This window comes from Metabacillus litoralis (genome assembly GCF_020524045.1).
Classification (GTDB): domain Bacteria; phylum Bacillota; class Bacilli; order Bacillales; family Bacillaceae; genus Metabacillus; species Metabacillus litoralis_C.
Map to the genome: position 1 here is coordinate 78520 of NZ_JAIVKL010000016.1, position 22716 is coordinate 101235.

General features: G+C 34.9%; 22 protein-coding genes, 1 tRNA gene, 1 pseudogene and 1 riboswitch. Of the genes and pseudogenes, 3 read left to right on the forward strand and 21 right to left on the reverse strand.

All coding sequences use genetic code 11. The features are described from left to right. Positions 1-31 precede the first annotated feature (31 nt). The 3 genes from LC076_RS19135 to LC076_RS19145 form a co-directional block, all read right to left on the reverse strand. Positions 32-1327: a TRAP transporter large permease gene (locus LC076_RS19135; protein WP_226670690.1), complete on the reverse strand. Its 1296-nt coding sequence runs from the start codon at positions 1325-1327 to the stop codon at positions 32-34. A gap of 31 nt (positions 1328-1358) precedes the next feature. After that, complete coding sequence (locus LC076_RS19140) at positions 1359-1838, reverse strand: TRAP transporter small permease (protein ID WP_226670691.1); 480 nt, start codon at positions 1836-1838, stop codon at positions 1359-1361. A gap of 91 nt (positions 1839-1929) precedes the next feature. Continuing rightward, positions 1930-2961 carry a TRAP transporter substrate-binding protein gene (locus tag LC076_RS19145; protein WP_226670692.1) on the reverse strand — a complete coding sequence of 344 codons (1032 nt, stop codon included), beginning with the start codon at positions 2959-2961 and terminating at the stop codon, positions 1930-1932. Between the two features lie 398 nt (positions 2962-3359). On the opposite strand from LC076_RS19145, the gene LC076_RS19150 reads away from it, so the two are divergent. After that, positions 3360-4352 carry a LacI family DNA-binding transcriptional regulator gene (locus LC076_RS19150; RefSeq protein ID WP_226670693.1) on the forward strand — a complete coding sequence of 331 codons (993 nt, stop codon included), beginning with the start codon at positions 3360-3362 and terminating at the stop codon, positions 4350-4352. A gap of 462 nt (positions 4353-4814) precedes the next feature. On the opposite strand, the pseudogene LC076_RS19155 reads toward LC076_RS19150, so the two are convergent. Then, positions 4815-4958: pseudogene (locus LC076_RS19155) on the reverse strand (VOC family protein); the annotation flags it as partial. Positions 4959-5075: 117 nt separating this feature from the next. Between LC076_RS19155 and LC076_RS19160 the strand changes: the two are divergent. Continuing rightward, entirely contained in the window at positions 5076-5474 is a 399-nt protein-coding gene (locus LC076_RS19160; RefSeq protein ID WP_226670694.1) for a YkvA family protein, read from the forward strand. A 477-nt stretch (positions 5475-5951) separates the two neighbouring features. Here LC076_RS19160 and LC076_RS19165 read toward each other — a convergent pair whose 3' ends face one another. From LC076_RS19165 to LC076_RS19175, 3 genes are read right to left on the reverse strand one after another with little or no spacing between them, the layout of a single operon-like run. Next, on the reverse strand, positions 5952-6674 hold the full coding sequence (locus LC076_RS19165) for an ABC transporter permease (RefSeq protein ID WP_226670695.1): 723 nt from the start codon (positions 6672-6674) through the stop codon (positions 5952-5954). 15 nt (positions 6675-6689) lie between these two features. Then, entirely contained in the window at positions 6690-6974 is a 285-nt protein-coding gene (locus tag LC076_RS19170) for a hypothetical protein (protein WP_226670696.1), read from the reverse strand. Further along, positions 6971-7702 (reverse strand): ABC transporter ATP-binding protein, encoded by a 732-nt coding sequence (locus tag LC076_RS19175; protein WP_226670697.1) that lies wholly within the window; start codon positions 7700-7702, stop codon positions 6971-6973. Before LC076_RS19175 ends, LC076_RS19170 begins: the two co-directional genes overlap by 4 nt. A 232-nt stretch (positions 7703-7934) precedes the next feature. Between LC076_RS19175 and LC076_RS19180 the strand changes: the two genes are divergently transcribed. Continuing rightward, on the forward strand, positions 7935-8552 hold the full coding sequence (locus LC076_RS19180; RefSeq protein ID WP_226670698.1) for a TetR/AcrR family transcriptional regulator: 618 nt from the start codon (positions 7935-7937) through the stop codon (positions 8550-8552). A gap of 132 nt (positions 8553-8684) precedes the next feature. On the opposite strand, the gene LC076_RS19185 is transcribed toward LC076_RS19180, so the two are convergent. The 14 genes from LC076_RS19185 to LC076_RS19250 all read right to left on the reverse strand — a co-directional run bounded on the left by LC076_RS19185 (position 8685) and on the right by LC076_RS19250 (position 22651). Next, complete coding sequence (locus LC076_RS19185; protein ID WP_226670699.1) at positions 8685-9410, reverse strand: hypothetical protein; 726 nt, start codon at positions 9408-9410, stop codon at positions 8685-8687. A 298-nt stretch (positions 9411-9708) separates the two neighbouring features. Continuing rightward, positions 9709-9780: transfer RNA gene (locus LC076_RS19190), tRNA-Val, on the reverse strand. Between the two features lie 199 nt (positions 9781-9979). After that, positions 9980-11944, reverse strand: a complete 1965-nt coding sequence (locus tag LC076_RS19195; RefSeq protein WP_226670700.1) for a TRAP transporter permease — start codon at positions 11942-11944, stop codon at positions 9980-9982. Beyond that, positions 11934-12446, reverse strand: a complete 513-nt coding sequence (locus LC076_RS19200; RefSeq protein WP_226670701.1) for a DUF1850 domain-containing protein — start codon at positions 12444-12446, stop codon at positions 11934-11936. The genes LC076_RS19195 and LC076_RS19200 overlap by 11 nt, the downstream gene beginning before the upstream one ends. A gap of 53 nt (positions 12447-12499) precedes the next feature. Then, the gene (locus LC076_RS19205; RefSeq protein WP_226670702.1) at positions 12500-13510 is read right to left on the reverse strand and encodes a TAXI family TRAP transporter solute-binding subunit; all 1011 of its coding nucleotides are present in this window, start codon (positions 13508-13510) and stop codon (positions 12500-12502) included. Between the two features lie 353 nt (positions 13511-13863). Next, entirely contained in the window at positions 13864-14859 is a 996-nt protein-coding gene (locus LC076_RS19210; protein WP_226670703.1) for a DoxX family membrane protein, read from the reverse strand. 118 nt (positions 14860-14977) lie between these two features. Beyond that, a complete protein-coding gene (locus LC076_RS19215; protein ID WP_226670704.1) occupies positions 14978-15943 on the reverse strand; it encodes a nuclease-related domain-containing protein in 966 nt (321 codons plus the stop codon). A 248-nt stretch (positions 15944-16191) separates the two neighbouring features. Then, positions 16192-17367: a cystathionine beta-lyase gene (gene metC / locus LC076_RS19220; RefSeq protein WP_226670705.1), complete on the reverse strand. Its 1176-nt coding sequence runs from the start codon at positions 17365-17367 to the stop codon at positions 16192-16194. Further along, positions 17354-18478, reverse strand: a complete 1125-nt coding sequence (locus tag LC076_RS19225; protein ID WP_226670706.1) for a methionine biosynthesis PLP-dependent protein — start codon at positions 18476-18478, stop codon at positions 17354-17356. Before LC076_RS19225 ends, metC begins: the two co-directional genes overlap by 14 nt. Before the next feature lie 115 nt (positions 18479-18593). Then, a riboswitch (SAM riboswitch) is annotated at positions 18594-18971 on the reverse strand. Positions 18972-19036: 65 nt separating this feature from the next. Next, on the reverse strand, positions 19037-19615 hold the full coding sequence (locus LC076_RS19230; protein ID WP_226670707.1) for an SCO family protein: 579 nt from the start codon (positions 19613-19615) through the stop codon (positions 19037-19039). 9 nt (positions 19616-19624) lie between these two features. Continuing rightward, on the reverse strand, positions 19625-20629 hold the full coding sequence (locus LC076_RS19235; protein ID WP_226670708.1) for an aliphatic sulfonate ABC transporter substrate-binding protein: 1005 nt from the start codon (positions 20627-20629) through the stop codon (positions 19625-19627). An 18-nt stretch (positions 20630-20647) separates the two neighbouring features. Next, positions 20648-21403 carry an ABC transporter permease gene (locus tag LC076_RS19240; protein ID WP_146948905.1) on the reverse strand — a complete coding sequence of 252 codons (756 nt, stop codon included), beginning with the start codon at positions 21401-21403 and terminating at the stop codon, positions 20648-20650. Beyond that, positions 21387-22175 carry an ABC transporter ATP-binding protein gene (locus tag LC076_RS19245; protein ID WP_226670709.1) on the reverse strand — a complete coding sequence of 263 codons (789 nt, stop codon included), beginning with the start codon at positions 22173-22175 and terminating at the stop codon, positions 21387-21389. The genes LC076_RS19240 and LC076_RS19245 overlap by 17 nt, the downstream gene beginning before the upstream one ends. Before the next feature lie 200 nt (positions 22176-22375). After that, a complete protein-coding gene (locus LC076_RS19250; RefSeq protein WP_226670710.1) occupies positions 22376-22651 on the reverse strand; it encodes a hypothetical protein in 276 nt (91 codons plus the stop codon). Between the last annotated feature and the right edge of the window lie 65 nt (positions 22652-22716).

The following is a 22716-nucleotide window of genomic DNA, read 5'->3' on the forward strand; positions in this document are numbered from 1 at the left end:
TAATTAACCTGCTATATTATATGAATTCTACTTAATACCCGAGTAATCTTGGTAGCAACATACTAATTTCCGGTATATATGTCACAAGTAACAAGACTATGATTATCACTAAGTAAAAAGGTAGTAATGGTTTTATTACGTCCTCTAGATCTAATTTGGCTATACTTGCTCCTACAAACAACGCACTTCCAACTGGAGGAGTGATATTTCCAATACTTAAATTCAACACTAACAATATTCCAAAATGAACTGGATCCATCCCAAAGCTTGTTACAATAGGTAAGAAGATTGGTGTGAAAATAAGAATAGCTGGAGTAATATCCATAAAAGTTCCTATTAGTAATAAGAAAATATTCAAAATAAGTAGAATGATAATTGGGTTGTCTGAAATCCCCATAATGAATTCACTAATTGCGGTCGGAATCCCTGTAAAAGCCATTACCCATGACATGATAGAAGAAGCAGCTACAAGTAGCATAATGACAGCCGTAATCTCAACTGTTTCCATTATAATTCTAGGTATATCTTTAAGCTTAACTGCTTTGTAAGCCAGAGATAATATAAATGTATAAGCTACTGCTACTGCCGCAGCTTCAGTTGCAGTAAAGATTCCACCTAAAATTCCACCTATAACAATAACAATCAACATTAAACTAGGAATGGCTTCTAAGAATGTTTTAACTGCTATTTTAAAAGAAACCCTTTCTGATACAGGGTAATTTCTTCGCTTTGCAATGATAAAAGCAACAATCATACATCCTAAACCCCATAATATCCCAGGTAAATACCCAGCAATAAATAAAGCAGCTACAGATGTTCCACCACTCACTAAAGAATAGATGATTAACGCTCCACTAGGAGGAATAATTAATCCGGTAGGAGCTGACGCAATATTTACTGCAGCTGAAAATTTAGGATCATATCCTTCCTTCTTTTGTAATGGACTCATTACACCCCCGATTGCAGCTGCAGCAGCAACAGAAGATCCTGAAAGAGATCCGAATAACATATTTCCTAGTACGTTTGCATGAGCTAAAGATCCAGGCATTTTTCCTACAAGCACCTTAGCAAAATTAATTAATCGTTCAGCAATTCCTCCATTATTCATTAAAATTCCTGAAAGAATGAAGAAAGGAACGGCTAATAATGTAAAACTATCAAGTCCTGTTACAATTTTTTGTGCTGACGTAAAGATCGCCATATCCATCGGTATAACGGTAAGAATTGCAGCAATCGATGCTATTACAATACTTACAGAAATGGGTACACTTATAGCAAGCATTAGTAAAAATACAATAAGTAAAACCAGCCCCGCTTGTAATGCCACGGTGTTCACTCTCCTTTATAAAGTTGCAATATCAATCCGTTGGTGTCACTTTTTTATGACTCGTCAAGTTTTCTTTTATATGAAGCATTGAATAAAACAGGAACAAAACTCCTGCTACAATAAGACTTAAATATAAATACTGCATAGGCATTCCTAATGCAGATGAAACCTGCCCGATTGCATTTGAGTAAGCTTTTGTTCCTCCAAACAGAAGAATAACAACAATAAAGAGCAAGACAAGTGCATCTACAAGTAATCGCACATAAAGTTGATATTTTCCAGGTACTTTTCTAGCAAGAAAAACGACAGCTAGATGTTTCTTTTTCCCATATGCATAGGCTGAACCAATCATAGTTAACCAAATAAGAGCATATCTTAAAAATTCCTCCGATACAGTACTAGGTGCATTTAAAACGAAACGAGTAAACACTTGCCAACAAGCAACTAAGACCATAACGATCATTAAGGAGCAAGTTAAAAACGCTGTAACCCTATCTACTATTTTTCTCATAGGATCGTCACCTTTTCTTTATATTTTTATGGGCCTCTTTTTCTGGAATGTAACATTCAGAAAATAAGAGGCCCATGCTATTTCTTGTTCTCTATTCTAGATGGCTTTGGAAGTCTTCGAAATATTTAGCATTTGTTTCATTATCTGCTTTAAACGTCTCATGAAGTGGTGCTGCCGCATCAATAAATGCCTGCTTATCAATCGTATAGAAAGTTACACCCATATCTTCAGAAGTTTTAATTGATTCTTCAATTGCTGTTTTCCACACATCTTTATGACTTTCTGAAGAAGCAGCTGCTGCATCTTGGATCGCTTTTTGTTGATCTTCTGATAACTTATCCCACATATTAGTGCTTACAATCAATACATCTGGAACATATTGATGTTCTGTATAGCTATATGCTTTTGCAACTTCACCATGTTTACTATTTGTTAAAGCTGTTTCATTATTCTCTGCACCATCAATTACACCTTGTTGTAAAGAAGTGTAAACCTCACCATAAGACATTGGTGTTGGCGCACCGCCCATTGCTTCAATCATAGAAATAGATGTTGGACTTTCTTGAACACGAATTTTCATACCGCTCATATCAGCAGGAGATTCTACTTTTTTATCAGCTGTATAAATACTACGTTGACCTGCATCATACCAACCAATCGCAACATAACCATCGTCTTTTGTACCTTGGAAAATTTCTTGAACAGCTTCACTATTATCCATTACATGATGATAGTGCTCTTTACTTTGGAATACATATGGTAGTGAGAAGATAGCGTAGTTTGAATCAAACGCTTCCAAAGCACTTGCACTTACCTTCGCCATATCAAGAGTACCTGATTTTACAAGTTCAATAACATCACGCTCTTGTCCTAATTGTCCATTTGGAAAAACCTCAATTTTCGCGTTTCCATCTGAATTTTCTTCAGTAAGTTTTGATAGCTCCATTAATGATGTATGAACAGGATGATCTTCCGGCTGGTTATGTGCTAATCGCAATGAAACAGCTTCTGCACTGCCACCACTTTCCGCACTTTCTCCACCACTATTAGCTCCACATGCAGCTAATAATGATATAGATAAAATACCTGTTGCTGCCATTGAAAATATTTTCTTCATCTTCATTGAAATATTCCCCCAATTTAATAATTAAGTAATAATAACTTGCGTAGTAGTTAAGTGTAATCCCTTTCATTTGTTATTAAAAAATACCATTATTATAGAATGCGATTTTGTTTAGTCAATCACATAACAGAAAACGCTTTCAATCCTCATAAAAAAATAAAGGAGTAAACGGTAGTTAAATAATAACAACGTTGTTATTACAATTACTATCCTACATGTTTAACTATTTCTTTTCAAGTATTTTTTCTAAAAAATTTCATTTTTTCACACTTGAAAGCGTTTGACATTTATATGTATAACTGTGAAAATATCTATATATATTATTTTTAACTTTATTTTTAACAACGTAATTATAAATATAAAAGGATCTTAAAATAAAGATTAGTTGGTGAATTCACATGATCATTACAATAAAAGATATAGCCAAAAAAATTGGCGTTAGTTATTCCACAGTATCAAAAGCTTTAAATGATAGTCCGCTTGTAAAACAAGACACAAAGGATAAGATTATAAAACTAGCAAAAGAAATGGGATATGAACCAAATTATGCAGCACAAAGACTTGTTTCTAAACGGTCTAATGTTATCGGGTTAATATGGCCAACATTAGAACGAGTTGCACCATCTGCCTTGATAACAAAGATTAATGAAGAAATAAGCAAGCACAACTACTCTATGATACTTTCCATAAATTCAATTGAAGAGTCAGTTGAAATGTTTAAGCGTTTCCAAGTAGATGGCGTTATTGTGTTTAATAGAGATAATATTCATATGCCTAAAACATTTCCAATGCCGATCGTTACTTATGGTGTAAATCAAAACAATTCAATCCCTGTTATTGATGTAAATTATAAAGAAGCAATGAATGCAGCTGTTGAGTACTTAAACAAATTAGGACATGAAAACATTGCTTTTCTTGGTGACTTTTCTTTTATTGATGAAAGGCAAGTCGAAAAATATCAAGGATTCCAACAGGCTATGAGAAAATTTGGTCTTAAACTTAATAATTATAACTTGGTTAATACTGGAGGACTTGACTGGTATGATGGATACATGGCAACGAATCGTCTCTTGAGTTCCCCTTTTAAACCCACAGCCATTATTGGAACAAGTTACGATATCAGTGCTGGAATAGTCCGTGCACTAAGACAAGCAAATTATATTATTCCAAAAGATATGTCCGTCATTAGTTACGATAATATCCCTCAAATGGAAAACCTAGAAGTTCCATTAACAAGTTTTGGTGTTCCTGTTGAAGATATTGCCCAACAGATGGTAACAACGTTGTTAAATTATATTGAAGATAGTGATACAGTGCCTTTAAGCCCTATACTAACACCGAAAATTGCGGAACGAACATCTTGTGCTCTTGCTGGAACAAATAATAATTAGTACTTAATAGAGGTTGTCCTAAATATACTTAAGGCACCTCTTTTTCACATATAACGAGATTTTATCTTTCATATCGGCATGTTATGATTTTCCCCTTTACAAGGCTACATCCTGAACCTTGAAGCAAAAAAAATTAAGGTCTTTGACAGTCAAACCTTGCTGAATTTCGAGATATACAAAAAGGAGAATTCACAAAAAACAAGATGCTAATAAGATATTTTTTTAGAATCTCCTAATCTCCATCTTCTAAAGCAAATAATGTTCATAGCTTCTTAACAATATAATCACAACACTAGAAATGTATATTTCTAGTTTCTTAATGCTTCTACCTAAAATAACCAAAATATTAATGAGATCTATAGTTCCACCAGCAAAAGCTATAATCAATAATAACAAACATTAAAAAAACAGCCCTAATTTAATTTCTTCATATTATGCACCGCACCGTTAGTTCAAAAAATAGTCGAGATTCTCAGAAAAAAACATTAAAGACAGTGTATCAAGATTTAACTCTGAAGACTTTTTAGCAATGAACTTCTTATTTTGAAGGATGATGGTTGTTTCTGCTCCCTTTTTTGGGGGAATTTCAATCCATCTCATTCCTTGACCACAACATAATTTAAGGCTATTAAATTCAACTATTTTCGCGAATGTTCATTAAAATTTTACTCAATAATCTCCTTTTTGATTTATAATCTTATTAAAGTGGAGGATATGAACATAATGAAAAAACAAAATACATTAAATAAAATAAAAAACTATGCAAAAAAATTAAAACATAATTTATTTGTAATTTATTTATCATATAAAGATCAAAGAGTCTCTTGGCTTGCAAAAGTAGTCGCTATTTGTGTAGTGGCTTATGCTTTTAGTCCAATTGATTTAATACCCGATTTCATACCTATTCTGGGCTATCTTGACGATTTGATCCTTGTCCCACTCGGAATCTCATTGGTGTTGAAATTAATTCCATCAATAGTTATCGATGAAAATCTAGCCAAAGCAGAAGAAATTAGGGAAAAAGGAAAGCCGAAAAATTGGTTTGTCGGTACTCTATTTATTTTGATTTGGATTATCTTTGCCATTTGGATCGGTAAATTAATATTTAGTTTTTTTCTGTAACTCATCTGGCATTACTTCGTCTCTTTTCATTACTTCGGAATTTACGTCTATTACATAATATAAGAGTTCAGCGGTTGTGAAAGATAGAGAAATCTGATGTTTTCATTCCTCTTGACGTATTAATAACACTTATCTTTACTAACTGATCTAATAAAAAAACGTCTCAACTCCAGTACTATCAAGGAATTAAGACGTTTTAACTACTCAAATTTAGTTGTGTTAATAGATATTTTATACGAAGTTAGTATTTTAAGAGTAAGAGGCAGTTTACTTCCCTCACTTTAAACCTGTTCACTGTTATATCCAATTGAAGATACATTTGAAATTAATTTAGCTTATAATTTGAAATTCGTTCTTTCTTGAACATTCGCAATTTGCTTGCTGAAGATTTTTTCTGGTGTGTAGTATTTTTGTACTGCGCATTATTGAATCTATTATAATTGAACAATACTTTATCTTTTGCAAAATTTATCAGGACTAGAGCTTCCTAAATTTTTTCAATGCTTGTGTGTTTAATAGGTATAACAGAACAGCGTACACAATTAAACCAAGAAGATAACCCCAAATTTCCAAGAAACCATCACCATAAACCATAACACTTTTAATTGCTGCCGCTCCGTAATAGATAGGCATAATATAAGACAGATTTCCAAGATGATAAGGAATCAAGTCTAAGGGAATCAACCCTGAAAAAAACACTTGTGGAATGATGGTAAAAGGGATCATTTGCACCACTTGTAGTTCCGAACTAGCAAAAATTGAAATCATTGCTCCAAATGAAACGGCTGTCACCGCTAATAAAACCATCGCGAGTAAAACCCAACCAATGTTTCCAACGGAACTTAATCGTAGGACATAAATAGAATAAAGAACAATAAGGACGGCTTGAATGACAGCGAAAACACCATATCCAACCGTATATCCAAGAATGACTTCCCCTCGTTTAATTGGCGTCATCAATAACCGTTCCAAGGTCCCACCACTTCTTTCTCTAACAAGTGCCATCCCCGAAATGATAAACACTAAGAAAAATGAGAATAGGGCAAGGAACACATAGCCGAGGGAATCAAAACTTGACTGATCTTGGGTCCCATAAACATAGGACATATTTATTTTTGCTGAAGGATTTAAAGAGACCAGCGCTTTTTGGATCTCACTAGCAGCCTTTGTCCCTTTAGAATTAGGCTCATACATTGTCATATTCATACCCGAACTTTATGAGAGTGTGAATATGGCATCCACATCATTGTGATTTTTCAAGTATTCTTTTGCTTGTTGAGCGTCATTGATGTCTATAACATTCAAATCTTGTTCTTCCAACGCCGTAACAAGTGAATCTGGTATGGCATTTTTATTAATTCCAACTGTCGGCACATAATCTGAATCACCCAACAAAAAATAGACCAAAGTCAAAATCAGTAGTGGAGCAACTAAGATCATCATAACGCTTCGTTTATCATTTATTGTTTGACGGAAAACACGTTTGGCTAAATGAATCATCTTACAGCACCACCCTTCGATTCACTTGAAGCAATAAAAAATAGTTCCTCTACTCGCCCATTTTCAGTTTTTCCAAGTAAATTTGTCACGGTATCATATTCAATTAAGGAACCATTATATATGAGTGCTGCTTTATCACACTCTGTCACTTCATCCATCACATGAGTGGAAACAATAATGGTTGTTCCAGATTTTTTAATTACCTGAAATTGGTCCCAAATTGTTCTACGTAATACAGGATCAATTCCCACTGTCGGTTCATCTAGGAACAATATTTTAGGGGAATGTAAAATGGCAGCCGCAAGTGAAAGTCTTTTTTTCATTCCTCCTGAGAAATTTTTCACCAATTTCCTGCGATGTTCTGTTAAATCAACTATAGCCAGTACTTCATCGATACGCTTTTCCAACTTACGTTTATCCATATGGTAAAGTCCACCAAAAAAATTCAAATTAGCATCAGCAGATAAATCGTCATATAACGCATCATTCTGTGGCATAAACCCTACCTTTTTTAACATGTTCATATTGGGCATAGTAACATCTTCAAATTGAATTGTGCCCTGATCCGCAGTAATTGCCCCAATCATCAGCCGAATTAATGTTGTTTTTCCCGAACCAGAAGGGCCAAGTAAACAACATATTTCTCCTGACGGAATTGAGAACGTTATATCATTTATCACTTGCTTTTTATCAAAGCTTTTTCTGACATCCGATACTTTAATATCCATCGGTATTCCTCCCCTAACTAACATAATCAAGACAACATTAATTTCTCATAGAATTTCTTTTCAATCACTTCTTATTTCAGTTAAAATAATAAACAACGCGTTGTTTTTCTTACTTCACTTAAAATTATAGTCCCTGTTTACCACTTTGCTCAATAATCAAAAATGCAGGATGTGTAGGTTAAACTACACCGTCTAAGAATCTGTTGAAAAAAATTAAAGGGAGGGAATTGGAATGGGTGATACTAATTCTGATTTACGTGTTATTCGTACAAGAGCATCTATAAAGAATGCATTGATAGAATTGATTGAAGAAAAAGGCTTTGAGGCAATTACAGTTAAAGATATAACAACTAGAGCAAACATTAATCGTGGTACCTTTTATAGCCATTATCAGGATAAATATGATTTAATGACTAAATGTGAAGAGGAATTGATAAAAGAAATGGAAAACAAGATTATAAAGAACATTCCAAAAGTCATTTCAGATCTAGATACCATTGCTCCGAATACATCACCTTTTACAATTCTTGTTCCATTTTTTGAGTTCTTAAACCAAAATAGAGGGCTTATGAAAGTCTTGTTGGGTTCAAAAGGTGACTTATCGTTCCAAACAAGATTGAAAGTATTTATGCGTAAAGCCCTATTTGATGATAACAAGAACTCTATATTTAAGCAGGAAAAGCTCCTTGTCCCTCCAGAATACTTAATCTCTTACATTGCTTCAGCACATATAGGGGTTATTCAAGAATGGTTGAATAATGATAGAGGGGAATCACCAAAAGAAATTGCACGAATAATCTCCACGATGACTATAAATGGTCCCTTCTTTGCGGCAGGTATAAAAAAGTAATTCAAAAAAAAAGGGCAGTACATGTCTAGTTGGTACTGTCCCTGTCCCATATTTTATGATCATTACAACTTAACCACTCTTTGTCAAATTCACCTGAAATTCTTGAGCTTTATCTCAATAATCGCCTTCTAACTAAACTAGCAATATCAGTACAGAATAACCCACCAAACCAAGGAAAAAAGCAAAGAAGCTGCTTTTTCTTTCTTCAGGCAACTCTTCCTTTAATACATTTAATATTATCCCCCCAGCCAAAAAGGCTGTGAGGAGAGAGATATAAATTTCTTTTAATTCAGTAAATACACCAACCACCCATCCTAATAATATTGCAAATGTCAGTAACCATCTTCCAAAACGGTCGTATACTTCCTTATGATCTTTCCTTAGACTGTGATCATTGGTAACAAAATGAACAGCCAAAGCTAAGAAGTAGAAGAACATTCCCCAATGACTATTATATTGTTCCCTAACCAAAAGGTAGCTTATTAAAGCGTTATATACAAAAAAAGAGGATATGTGAATCCAGAACACACCTTGTTTCGGTTTTTTCGTACCACTTTTTTTAATTGAATTCTTAACCATTTTTTCAAGTCCATAAAAAATGGTTAATCCAAGTAAGGCTATCAGATAAGCGTGGTTCTCAAATACGCGGAAAATCCCTTTAACTACTGCTTTCTCCAATACTTTCTGATGTTTATTTAACTCTGGCAAAAGATGAATAAAAACATAAGAAACCGCAATTCCACCAGCAATTGAGAGAAATCTACTTCTAGGCGTATCTTTAATAAATTTCATTGATTTAGAAAATAAATGAATCAAGATAAATCCAATTACATAAACAAAACTCAGAATAATTTCCATTTGAACCCCACCAGTTTAGTTATGTTATTTAATTAACCTAAATCATCATAACTAAACCAAACTTAGAGACTCCAACCTATATAGATATATTTCAATCCATAAGACTAACCTTTTTTATTAAAGTAACTTTCTCTCAAGACGTGTTAATAACACTCACCGTTATAGAATGGAAAATATATAATAAAAGCTTTTTAGAAGAGGCACTATCACGTAATCAATTCCAAATTTCAAAGGGTTAGCGCTCAACCAAAATAAAAAAGCCACAATCCCTATATAAGAAATTGAAGCTTCTTTCTGATGATCCGAGAGGGATTCGAACCCCCGACCCCTACCCTGTCAAGGTAGTGTTCTCCCACTGAACTATCGGATCGCTATATAAATTTGTAAACTCTTAAAGATACATATTCTATTATATTCAGAAAAAGAATTGAAGTCAATAAAACTTGCTATATCCCACTGTAATCACCCTGCATTACCCACCTCACTATTCGACTTATTTCCCGGAAAATAACTTGAATCATGTCAAATGAGGCTATATTAGCCTCTATCTGACATGATCCTCGATAGAATTAAGCCTTTAGCGACATTCCTTTATCTCTTCTATTAAAGAATACCTGACTAGCAAACACTCCTAAAAAGATAATTAATCCTACTGTATCTGATATTCCTTCTGGATAGATTAATAGTAATCCACCTATTAGGGAAATAGCTCTTTCAAGTATATTTAATTTTCTCATCCAAAAACCGATTATACTTGCACCGATTGCGATCATTCCTGAAAGGGCAGTAGCAATGACCCATAATAATTCAGTCCATGTTGTATCAATCATTAACAACTGTGGTGACAAAACAAATATATATGGAATAATAAAAGCTGCAATGGCTAGCTTTGCGGAATTGATTCCGGTTCGCAATGGTTCTCCCCCAGCGACACCAGCTGCTGCGAATGCGGCAAGAGCTACAGGTGGTGTAATATCTGCGATGATTCCAAAATAAAAAACAAATAAGTGTGCGGATAAATCTGGAACACCTAATAAAATGATAGCAGGTGCGGCAATAGTAGATGTAATTACATAGTTTGCTGTTGTCGGTGAACCCATTCCTAGCACAATCGCTGCAACCATTGTTAGCATTAATGTAGGAATTAAATAACCACCAGCTAAATCGATTAAACCATTTGCTAATTTTAAGCCTAATCCTGTTTTTGTAACAATTCCTACTATAATACCGGCTGCTGCAGTTGCTGCCGCTACTCCTAGTGCTGATCGCGCTCCATCAACTAAGGCAAGAACAAATTTCTTTGGTCCCATTCTTGTGTCTTTATTAATGAAGCCAACAATGATCGCTAGTAAAATTGCATACAATGCAGCGTGTGTTACGATCACACCAGACATGAGTAAAACGATAACTGCCAAAATTGGTGATAACAAATAAAGCTTTTTGAGAACTTCTTTTTTGTTTGGCATTTCTTCTTTTGTTAAACCTCTTAAGCCAATTCGTTTTGCTTCAAAGTGTGTCATGATCCAAATGCCTGTAAAATAAAGTAATGCTGGTATTGCTGCTGACTTCGCAATATCCCAGTAGGTAATGCCATTTCCAATAAATTCTACCATTAAAAAGGCTGCTGCCCCCATGATTGGGGGCATTAATTGTCCTCCAGTAGATGCTGCTGCTTCTACTGCTCCTGCAAATTCCCGTTTATAGCCTAGTTTTTTCATCATTGGAATGGTAAATGATCCTGAAGTCACCACATTAGCAACAGAGCTGCCGCTAATTGTTCCTTGTAATGCACTTGAGAATATCGCAACTTTTGCTGGTCCCCCTGTGCTTCGCCCTGCGATAGAAACAGCTAAATCATTAAAGTATTGCCCAACACCTGTTTTCACTAAGAATGCACCAAATAATAGGAATAAAAAGATGAATGTGGACGAAACGGCGAGCGGTGTTCCAAGTATCCCTTCTGTTGTAAAGAACATTGTTTGAACAAGTCTTTCTAATGATAAGCCACGATGTGAGAGAAATCCTGGCATATAAGGTCCAAAATAACCGTATAAAAGAAACACAATGGCTATAATTGTAATTGGTAAGCCTACAGCACGTCTTGTTGCTTCTAATACAAGTAAAATAGCAATGAGGCCAACAATGAAGTCCAAAGTTGTTAATCGTCCAACACTCATCACTAGTTTTTCAAAAAAGATTGGCCAATATAATCCAACACCAATACTTAGTAAAGCAAGTAAGCCATCATACCAAGTGACTTGAAGTTTATGGGTTTTCTTACTTTTTCGATTTGCCGGGAATAAGAGAAAGATTAATGTTAGGGCAAACCCTAAGTGAATTGTTCGTTGAATTTGTGCCGTGAAGATGCCAAAAATCGCTGTATAAAGCTGAAATAATGAAAAAGCTAATAAACCGATAAAAACAATTTTGCCAACAATCCCTGTAAGTTTACGAGTTCCTGCTTCTGGATCATATTTTTCAAGAAGCTTCTGCTGTTCTTCTGCTGACAATGTATTAGATTGATTAGTTTCCACTTATTTTCACTCCTTTCAATTGCTGCCAAAATGACAGCTTTTGAATCGACAATCTTACCCACTCACCAGGTTTGATAAAATCTTTTAATTTATATGAATTTGTATCTTGGAGTATCCTATGATTGGCCCTCACTTGTCCTACTCTCAGATCAAAAAAAGGAAATACTCTATTCATATTTGTTATAAAATAAGTACCATCTTTTACTTCGAAGACTTCATCTCCTTCGGCATTTGCAGGCATTCCTACTGCAAAATCTTCGTAGGAAAGCTCTTTCAAGATGATGGTTTTCTCTTTCACACTGTATGTTTCAATCACATCTGATAGATGAATAGAATGTGTGTATTGAATCTTAAATGTTTTAGATTTTGTTATAGGAAGATAAGCTAACATTTCATCATTGTCTTGATAGCTAATTGAAAGAACTTGTTGATAGGGAATAAACAGAATGGAGAATAAAAGCAGGATTCCGCCTACTCCAAGGAGATATATGTGTTTTTTCATAGCCAATCACCTAACAATACAAACATAGGGGTCAGACCCCTATGTTTGCTTTTTTATTGTAGACCTTTTTCTTCATAGTATTTTGCTGCGCCAGGATGAATTTCTAAGTCTCCGATTCCTTCTAACGCTGATTCAGGTGTAATTAGTTCACCTTTAGCGTGTGTAATTTTATCTGTGTTTTCGAACATTGCTTTTGTCATTTCATACACTAAGTCTTCACTTTGATCATCTGTAACAACTAGCATTGCTTTTACAGCAACTGTATTCACGTCTGCTTCAATACCATAAGTTCCAGTTGCAATTGTATCTTTTGCATAATAAGGATATTTTTCAATTAATGCTGAAACCATATCCTCTTCAAGAGAAACAATCACAAGATCTTCTTGAGCTGATAATGCCTCAACTGCTCCTGTTGGTGTACCAGCAGTAATAAATGCCGCATCTATTGTACCTGCTTGGATACCATCTGTTGATTCGTCAAATGATAGATTTTGTGGCTTAATATCTTTATCTGTTAATCCATGCACCTCAAGAACCTGCATCGCATTAATGTAAGCACCTGAACCAGGAGCACCAACTGAGACTGCCTTACCTTTTAAATCTTCAACACTTTCAATACCGCTATCTTTCGTTGTTACCAACTGAATTGTTTCAGGATATAAAGAACCAATTGCTTGAATATTGTCTATTGGGTTACCATCAAACATCTCTTTTCCGTCAATTGCATATGCCGCAATATCTGTTTGTGTAAATGCAAGCTCAGCTTCACCTGCACGAAGTGTTTCCATGTTTTCTGCGGAAGCACCAGAGGTTTGTGGAGTAATATTTGCGTTTGTATTATCTGTCATAACCTTTCCAATTTGCCCACCAAGTGGATAATATGTACCACCAGTTCCACCTGTTAATAAACTAAGGTCTTGAGTTTCCTCGGTGTTTTCTGTTTCATTTGTTCCTTCATTTTCCTCACTTGTACTTCCTGTATCAGATCCACCACCACAAGCTGCAATGACCATAACAAATGCAAGCATCATGATAAACAACATACTATTACGCATTTTTTTCATCTCTATTCCCCCTTGTAAAATTGTGTAAAAACTATAGCTTACTTTTTTATATATGATAGAAACATACTGTACATGCATATAAATATCATTAAAACGCTTACTCACTGAAAAAAGGCCTATTCAGAATCTTTCTGAATAGACCTTTTAAATATTGACTATGTTAAAGCTTAATGTTGATTTTTAGCACTTTGTTGATTGGAGTGAAAGGCATGAGACTCCTGCGGGAGAAGCGTGTCAAAGGGAGACCCCACAGGCGCTTGCGCCGAGGAGGCTTCCTGACCGCCCGCGGAAAGCGAATGCCTGTAACGGAAATCAACAACAAAGTTTAACAGAACCTAAATAATAAGAACTAATTAAGCAAAGCGATAATAAATAAGCAATATCGTACTTAACACAAAGATAAAATTCAACGAAACAAAGATCATTTGATCAAGTCTTGTTTTATGAATTTTTATTGGAGGATTGTAGAATGACACTCCTTCAATGATAAAAATCAGTAAAACAAAATGAATCATCGCATGTCCTACAACCTCTGTATATCCAAAAATCGTCGTTGTTAAAATAAACAATACTGTCACAACAACGGATAACACACGATTAAGAATTCCTACTACTAATAAATAACCAACAACAAATTCAATAAACGCAGATAGCAAGACAAAGATATCTGCTGGAAAACCAAACGTTGGAACATGATGCTGTTGAATAATATCTGTTGTCATCACAGGGTAAACCCACTTCTCAACAGCAACCCAACATAAACTTAATCCTGTTCCTAAATATAAAAATGGAAATCCAATCGTTTCAAATTTCGTACGCCCTACTAGCAGCACACCTATAACAGCTAAATAAAAGCCATAATCCAGCATATGAAACCAGCCTGCTTGACCCCACAGAAAGATAAACAATCCTAACATAAAAAGCGCAGCAAGTTTAGTGGAATAATGATGTGGTATTAATAGGAAAATAATGATGATCCACATCACAACAGTTTGCCACAAATCAGTAATCGTAAATTCTGGAGCAAACATTGTCCCATAAGAAACCTGAAGAATAAACGATAAAGCTGTTCCATATTTTAAAAGGTGTCTTGAATATTTTCGAAAACCATCTAATGTGATATCCAATTTCGATGCTAAAGGAATATCCATCAACTTTCCCATCACCTGTGACAACACAGCTAATATCACCGCACAAAGCAAAGTAATCGTAATGAACAACGGAGATAGTATTTTTTCAATACTAACCTTCTCAGGATCAACTGTAGCAAACCACTTTACATGTGCATGAGTAATAGCTGGAAGAATAAGACCTGTAAAAATGAGTAAAAACAAAATACCCTTTTTCAATTTAAAAACTCCTTGAATACAAATGAATTTACATGTAGTGTGTTAGATTCTTGGTGAAATTATGTATTGTACAAGCTTAATATATAGCACTAGGTATTGTCTAACAATTTCGAATTATTTAGTCAATTTCCAAGTGATACACTCGACCTTTGTTTTTTCCTGTGACATTTACCTTTAGAGAAGTGAGAATTTTGTTGGCCATATAAATGGAGGGAATTTTAAGGAAAGTTCTTAATTGGGTATTTGTGATTTCTTTGCTTATTAACAAGGAATAGTCTTCTAGGGCAGAAAGATGAGCATCCTTTGAGATGAAGTAACATTTTTTACATATCCATCGACCTCTATTAATTTCCATAGGCAAACTTGAACAATTGGAACAAATCACCCCCTTTTGTAGCTCCTCATCTGATATATTATACAACTCAAGATAGTCAGTATTTCCTGGTGTATGTTTTTCGATTATAAGTTTACTTAATTTGTTTAATTGATTTTCTGTGAGAAGGTTTTTCTCCTGAGATTCTTCGAAATATTTCATTTTAAAAGGAAGTTTTGCACTGTGAATCACTTTTTGATGGATTTTTTCATTATTAGGAAAAGTCTCAAGTATTGTGCGTGGAGAGCTAATAACAATAAGGCTTTTTATTTGGAGGTTTCTTATTTTGTGAAGTTTCAACCATTTGTTCAGTTGATTACATTGCCGTTCAACTTGTATTAATGGATCAAGAAAAGCTTCTTTTGTATTATTTTGCGTTCTAATTAATTGATTAAATTGATTATCAACAAATAGTGTCCCAGATATATTTTTCACTTCTAATAAATAAATGAACTTCCTTGATAGAATTAATGTATCAATTTGAAAGTAGTGTTTACCATCAAAAAGCCTCACATCATGCATAATATGGAATGTTTTTTCGTCTAGGAAACTCAAATGATAATCCAAACTTTGCTCTCCATTATATCCTACTATTCTTTTCGCTATATTTTCTCTAATAATCTCATGTTTCGGGTGACTTTGTGACAGACGACCTTGAATAGCTTTTAACTTTCTAATGGCGATGGGGTATTTGCGGGGTTTTATGATCATATTATCATTCCTTTTCGTGTTTTATCTCCATTTCGGCACCAACCTATCATATTCCTCTATTTCTAAAAATGAGTTATTTGCTGTTTAGTATGAGATATTTGCTTTTTTCATGGATTTATTTGCTGTTTTCTCCATTTTATTTGCCAAAAACAGAATTATATTAGTTTTTCGACACAAATCGACACCCACACCCTCCTCCCCGCTAGCCCAACTACCCTCCCATAATCAAAAAAGCTGACCCCGAAGAGTCAGCTTTTTACAGTCACAGCAGGCAATTTCGCAAATGCCGCTTCAAAATCTGCAATTAAGTCTTCCGCTTTTTCCAAGCCTACACTTAATCTTAACAATCCATCTGAAATGCCACGTTTTTCTCGTTCTTCTGCAGGCATTGCCGCATGTGACATTTTTGCCGGATAAGAAAGAATCGATTCCACAGCACCTAAACTTACTGCAAACACTGGTAATTTCACATGTTCAACTAACAGCTTTACTGCCTCAAAATCAGCAACTTTAAAGGATAATACAGCTCCAGGACCCTTTGCTTGATAGCGATGTGTGTCATGACCTGGATGATAGCTTAAGCCTGGATAATAAACAGCTTCAACTTTAGGATGATCAGCTAAGTAGGCAGCAATTTTTTCAGCCGATTCTTGTGATTGCTTTAGTCGTACATGCAAAGTTTTCAATCCTCTTAAAACTAACCATGCGTCCTGAGCACCAAGTACAGCACCAAAGGCATTTTGTAGTTTGTATAAACGATTACCCAATTCCTCATCCTTTACAACTGCTAGACCTGCTAATACATCACTATGTCCTGCTAAAAACTTCGTTGCACTGTGAAGGACAACATCAACACCTAATTCGATTGGACGCTGAAGTTCTGGTGTTAAAAATGTATTATCTAAAAATGTAAGACAATTATTAGCTTTAGCCAGATTAACAATGCCTTTAATATCAGTTACCTTCAACAAAGGATTTGATGGTGTTTCCATATAGATGACTTTTGTATTTGGGCGTATTTCTGAAGCTACTTGATGCAAATCTGTCATATCAACAAAAGTATGTTCAATACCGAATCTTGTTAAAACATCTGTGATAATACGGAAAGTTCCACCATACACATCTTCTGTCACAAGCACGTGATCACCTTGTGAAAGCAGCAAGAAGGAAGTTGAAATAGCTGCCATTCCTGAAGAAAAAGCTAATCCTCTTGCTCCACCTTCTAATTCAGCGATTGCCTGTTCTAATGCTTCACGTGTTGGATTTCCTGATCGTGCGTAATCATATTTACCAAATTCTTCAACATCAAATTGATGAAATGTTGAGGAATGATGAAGAGGAACACTTACCGCTCCTGTTCCTTGATCTACCTTTGATTCATTATGCAACAGCTTTGTTTGAAAAGACCAATCATGATTGCTCAACTGCTTCAGCTCCCTTCATTTGTTTAAATGCTTGTGCTAAATCTGATGTTATATCTTCAGCATGTTCAATTCCTACTGAAAAGCGCAACAGCTTATTACAGACACCATTTGCGATTCTAATTTCTTCTGGAATATCCATATGAGTTTGTGTGGCTGGATATGTGATAAAGCTTTCAATACCACCAAGACTTTCAGCAAATGTAACCATTTTTAGATTTTTTAAGAATGGATTGATCCAAGCTTCGTCTTTTAACCTGAAGGAAAGCATTCCACCTTTTCCTGGATATAACACATCTTGAACATCTTCATGATTCTCTAAAAATTCCGCAACTTGCCTAGCATTTTGCTCATGCTGCTTCATGCGTAGAGATAATGTTTTCATACCTCTCATTAACAGCCATGAATCAAATGGAGCCAAAACTGCTCCGATTGCATTTTGATGCATGAAAAACTCTTCACTAAGTTTTTCACCTTTAGTAACAACAAGACCAGCAAGAACATCATTATGTCCTCCCAAGTATTTAGTTGCACTATGGATGACAATGTCAGCACCATCTACTATCGGTGTTTGAATCACTGGAGTATAAAACGTATTATCAACAATCACTAAAATGTTATGTTTTTTTGCGACTGCAACAAGTGCTTTTATGTCCGCTTCTTGCATTAATGGATTTGTTGGTGTTTCGATAAATAATGCTTTCGTATTTTCATTTATTAGCTTTTCTGTTTCAGCTGGTTTTGTAAAATCATCATATTGGAAATTTAGACCGTATTTTCTCCATTCTCTTTCAAAAAGACGGTATGTTCCACCATATAAATCAGAGGATACAATCAATTCATCTCCACTTTGAAATAATGCCATGATTGTTTGAATTGCAGCCATTCCAGAGCTAAAAGCAAACCCTCTATCTCCATGCTCTAAATCTGCGATAGCATTTTCAACTAGCAATCTAGTTGGATTACCTGTTCGGATATAATCAAAACCAGTTGATTCACCAATACCTGCATGTCGATAAGCAGTCGAAAAATAGACAGGTGGATTAACCGTTCCCGTTACATTTTCACTTCTGTTTCCAATTTGCGCTAATTTCGTTTCAATACGTTGATTCATTATCTTCACCATCCTAATTAGAAAAGTATGTAAGTGAGAGGAAGGAATATGCGTTTTGACACAAAACAAAAAGTCTCCCTCGTTAAGAAGAAGACTGTAATTATAAGTGTGCTCCTTCTTATCTCTCAAGCATAAAAATGCTGATGTTGGCTTGCTGGATTTAGCACCTTGGCACTCGTGGAAGTTTTTGTTTGGTTTTAGAGATTGTTGATACTGTGTTTTGTTTCGGAATCATTAAAATAAGTATTGTGTTAGTTTTTTCAGCAAGGAAGCGATCGCTTGCTTTTGCAAGCCTTCGACTGATAATGAAAAATGCTTCGAACAAACAAGAACTCTTTGTTCGCTTCATTTTTCATTATCAGTCGTGCTGTAAAAAACTTACTAAATTTTAAGTTTCCGAACTTAGCAATATCAACGGTACCAAATCTTCACTCGTTTTGAACCGGTTGCTGAGGCTTCATAGGGCCAGTCCCTCTGCCTCTCTTGATAAGAAAATATATGAAGTTGTAAAAGTACTATTTCACTACTTTACCTCATTGTAGTAGAGAATGCAATGAATTATTTCAATAGTTTGATATCTTCGATAATTTTTTCATATGGTACCTCTGATACAGCATCATATTGTTCAAGTATTTTATTACCCTTCATAAGGTAGATTAATGTACTATGAACAAATTGATTTGATCCTTCCAATTTTGCTGCAGGAGCAATATAGCTTTTATTTGTGAAGTATTCGATTTCAGGTTGACTATATCCAGTTAAAAAGCTCCAATTTTTATAATCTGCACCAAATTGATCTCCAAAGGCTTTTAGCACTTCGGGGGAATCATATTCTGGATCAATTGTGAAACTAACAAGTTTTGCATCGAGTTTTTCGTCTTGCAATCTCTTTTGCAATGTGGCAATATGTGCTGTCATTGGTGAACAAACGGTATCACAATTAGTGAAAATAAACGTAGAGAGCCAAACCTGATCTTTGTAATCTTCTATAAGTTCAACAGCTTCACCATCTTGATTGACTGCTTTCAGTGACTCAACTGTCCCATTTAATGAAAAATGCTCTTCTAGATTGATAGACTGTGAACAGCCTATCAATGCTAGAACAGCAATGATCATGATAAGTGATTTTTTTATCATTCTTAAAACCTATTTCGTTAAGAATTGAGTGTCGATAAGATCACTGAATTCTGGTTTTTCTTTAAGGAATTTTAATTCATAAGATGAATTAGCAAATTCTTGAACAACATCAGCATTTACTTCTGTTGTATAGCTTACACGCTCCCATGCACTTTCAACAATTTTCGGATCTAACTCTTGATCTGTAATATCTTTAATCGAGTTGATTGCAATTTCACGAGCTTCTTCTGGATTTTCATTGATGAAAGCTACTGATTTTTCATGAGCTTTCACAATATTAGCTACCAATTCTTTGTTTTCTTTTATTAATTTTCCACTTGTAACTAATACTGTATTCGGTAGAGTTGTTCCATAAGAAATTTCATCTGTATCGACAATAATCTTAGCTCCATCGTTTACAAGCTGTGATGCCCAAGGCTCTGGAACAGCTGCAAGATCAACTTTTCCTGATTCAAACATAGCTCCATACTGTGCTGGATTACCTGTTACATGCTTTAACGTTCCACCAATACGTGCTGAAGTAATCCCTAATTCTTGCAGAAATGTTTCCATTTGAACGTCATGTGTGCAGCCTACACCAGGTGTAATAAATGTTCTTCCTGTTAAATCATCAATAGACTGAATACCACTTTTTTCAGATGCCACGACAACTGTTCCACCTGAAGATGCTCCAGCAAGAATTTTCACATCTGCTCCATTTGCAAAGTTGTTCATCACAGGTCCTGGACCTACAAGACCAGCATGAATATCACCTGTTTTTAATGCTGTCATAAAAGCAGCACCGTCTGGGAATGTTTTATAAGTTACTTTTACGTTTTCTCCTAATACTTCTTCAAAATATCCTTTTTCCTTTGCAATCATTGCAGGAACGTGGTCAATATTTGGGAAGTAGCCGATAATTACTTCTTCTTTACCTCCGTTACCACTAGATCCTGCTGATTCTTTTGTTCCACATGCTGCTAATACTCCTACAAATAATATTGATATAATAGCGAATAATAACCCTTTTTTCATCTGTAATAACCTCCGTTGTTAGGTATCTAAACCCCATTTTTTCATAACATTTTTTTCAATTCGTTGGAAAAATAATAAATCCACAATAACTCCAATAACCATGATCATCATCATAATGGCGATAACTAAACTCATATCTCCAAAGTCAGAAGCAAATTTTAGTTTATATCCAAGTCCTGGTCCAGTACTTAATAGTTCACCGGCCATTAAAGCTCTCCAAGCAAATGCCCAAGCAAGTCTTGTTCCAGTTACGATATAAGGAATTGATGCTGGAAACATTACCTTCCAAAATAAACGTAATCCTTTATAATCCATTGTTTGTGCTGCTTTGATAAAAAGAGGCGGAACATTTTTCATACCTGTTCTTACATTAATCGTCATAACTAATGTAGCACCTAAAACAACAATGAACGTAACTGCTGCTTCGTTTAAGCCAAACCACATAATCGCAAGTGGCAACCACACAATACTTGGAACAGATTGTAGGGCAATGATTAATGATCCTAATGTTTCATCAGCTGTTTTTGATTTTGCTAAAAAGACACCTAAAATAAGTCCTAAAACCAATGCAATTAATAAACCAATTACCAATCGTTTAAAACTGGCAACTAAATCATAAACAAGTGTTAAATCTAGGAAACCTGTGTATAACGATGAAAAAACATCTGTTGGAGCTGGCAGTAAAGATACCGAAACATCAAGTACTGTTACAGCAACCTGCCAAACAGCTAGCAGAATTCCATAAAAAAGTATTCGTTTAACGACGGGTTGCATACTGTTGCTCCTTTTCTATGACTTTATCAATCTCTGTTTTTAATAAAGCTTTAATTCGTTCTTCATATACTAAAAGTTCTTCACGAGCTTGTTCACGTGGTCTTGGAAAATTCAATTCGATAATATCGACAATTCGACCTGGCTGAGTTCCCATCACAACAATTCGATCAGATAACTTCAATGCTTCATGAATACTATGTGTAACAAATAAGATTGTTTTTTTCGTTTCTAAAAAAACATCCTCTAACACTTCATGTAATCTTGAACGTGTTTGTTCATCTAAAGCACCAAATGGCTCGTCCATTAATAACAAAGCAGGATCCATAGCTAGTGCTCGTGCAATAGATACACGCTGCTGCATTCCTCCTGATAATTCATGTGGAGAATGCTTAGCATAAGGACTTAATTGCACAAGAGATAAATATTTACTCGCTCTTTCTCGTGCTGCTTTTTTCGAAAGCTCTTTGCGTAGAGGAAACATGACGTTTTCTTCAACAGTTAACCAAGGAAATAAAGCTGCTTGTTGAAAAACCATTCCACGTTCTTTTCCAGGACCTTTTAGTGTTTTGCCTTGTAAAACAAGTTCTCCTGATGTTTGTGGTGTTAAACCTGCAACAATGGAAAGTAACGTAGATTTTCCACAACCTGATGGTCCTAAGATGGATACAAACTCTCCCTCTTTCACCTGTAAATCTATATTGGTTAAAACCGTTTCTTCTTGGTTATCACGGTTTTTAAATTGTTTGGTTACATTGTTAATTGATAAAAACATTGCTCTCACCCGCTTTTGGTATAATTCATATCTTTTTTATCGGATTAATATGATTATTATATAAAGTATTAGAAAAAAGTCAATGCTTTTGATTATTGTTTGAATATTCATTTACCATTCATCAAGAATTTATTTGATCATAAAAAATAACGCTCAGAATTCTCTGAGCGTCTTTCATAAGAAATGTATCTACTTCATGATTATTTTTCTTTTTCGTCATAATAATTAACTGCAAATGCTGCACCCTCTGAAACCATTTTATTATCTTCAATATCATGTGGGTGAGGATGACCTGCTTTTTCTAGTACTTCTTGGTCTCTGTCTCGGAACATATTTTGCACTTTGTTTCTTACTGCCTTTAATGTTTCAACTAGTTTATCTTTTCTGGATTGATCTTTAAGTACGTATGAAGTAACACCTATCGTTGATAAAGCAACTCCGGATGCAACCACTTTCTTTTTAGTAGTTTGTTTCATTTGTGATTCTCCTCTCACTTTTTAATAGGTTTACTAGACTATTCCCTTTTTCTACTATATTAAAA

Excerpts from the sequence above, each read along its gene's own strand:
- LC076_RS19215 (WP_226670704.1), bottom strand. The coding sequence starts at position 15,943 with ATGATCATAAAACCCCGCAAATACCCCATCGCCATTAGAAAGTTAAAA.
- LC076_RS19240 (WP_146948905.1), bottom strand. The coding sequence starts at position 21,403 with ATGCAACCCGTCGTTAAACGAATACTTTTTTATGGAATTCTGCTAGCT.
- LC076_RS19170 (WP_226670696.1), bottom strand. The coding sequence starts at position 6,974 with ATGATTCATTTAGCCAAACGTGTTTTCCGTCAAACAATAAATGATAAA.
- LC076_RS19225 (WP_226670706.1), bottom strand. The coding sequence starts at position 18,478 with ATGAATCAACGTATTGAAACGAAATTAGCGCAAATTGGAAACAGAAGT.
- LC076_RS19245 (WP_226670709.1), bottom strand. The coding sequence starts at position 22,175 with ATGTTTTTATCAATTAACAATGTAACCAAACAATTTAAAAACCGTGAT.
- LC076_RS19160 (WP_226670694.1), top strand. The coding sequence starts at position 5,076 with ATGAAAAAACAAAATACATTAAATAAAATAAAAAACTATGCAAAAAAA.
- LC076_RS19180 (WP_226670698.1), top strand. The coding sequence starts at position 7,935 with ATGGGTGATACTAATTCTGATTTACGTGTTATTCGTACAAGAGCATCT.
- LC076_RS19250 (WP_226670710.1), bottom strand. The coding sequence starts at position 22,651 with ATGAAACAAACTACTAAAAAGAAAGTGGTTGCATCCGGAGTTGCTTTA.
- LC076_RS19165 (WP_226670695.1), bottom strand. The coding sequence starts at position 6,674 with ATGACAATGTATGAGCCTAATTCTAAAGGGACAAAGGCTGCTAGTGAG.
- LC076_RS19175 (WP_226670697.1), bottom strand. The coding sequence starts at position 7,702 with ATGGATATTAAAGTATCGGATGTCAGAAAAAGCTTTGATAAAAAGCAA.
- LC076_RS19235 (WP_226670708.1), bottom strand. The coding sequence starts at position 20,629 with ATGAAAAAAGGGTTATTATTCGCTATTATATCAATATTATTTGTAGGA.
- LC076_RS19140 (WP_226670691.1), bottom strand. The coding sequence starts at position 1,838 with ATGAGAAAAATAGTAGATAGGGTTACAGCGTTTTTAACTTGCTCCTTA.
- LC076_RS19205 (WP_226670702.1), bottom strand. The coding sequence starts at position 13,510 with ATGAAAAAAATGCGTAATAGTATGTTGTTTATCATGATGCTTGCATTT.
- LC076_RS19150 (WP_226670693.1), top strand. The coding sequence starts at position 3,360 with ATGATCATTACAATAAAAGATATAGCCAAAAAAATTGGCGTTAGTTAT.
- LC076_RS19185 (WP_226670699.1), bottom strand. The coding sequence starts at position 9,410 with ATGGAAATTATTCTGAGTTTTGTTTATGTAATTGGATTTATCTTGATT.
- LC076_RS19145 (WP_226670692.1), bottom strand. The coding sequence starts at position 2,961 with ATGAAGATGAAGAAAATATTTTCAATGGCAGCAACAGGTATTTTATCT.
- LC076_RS19200 (WP_226670701.1), bottom strand. The coding sequence starts at position 12,446 with ATGAAAAAACACATATATCTCCTTGGAGTAGGCGGAATCCTGCTTTTA.
- LC076_RS19230 (WP_226670707.1), bottom strand. The coding sequence starts at position 19,615 with ATGATAAAAAAATCACTTATCATGATCATTGCTGTTCTAGCATTGATA.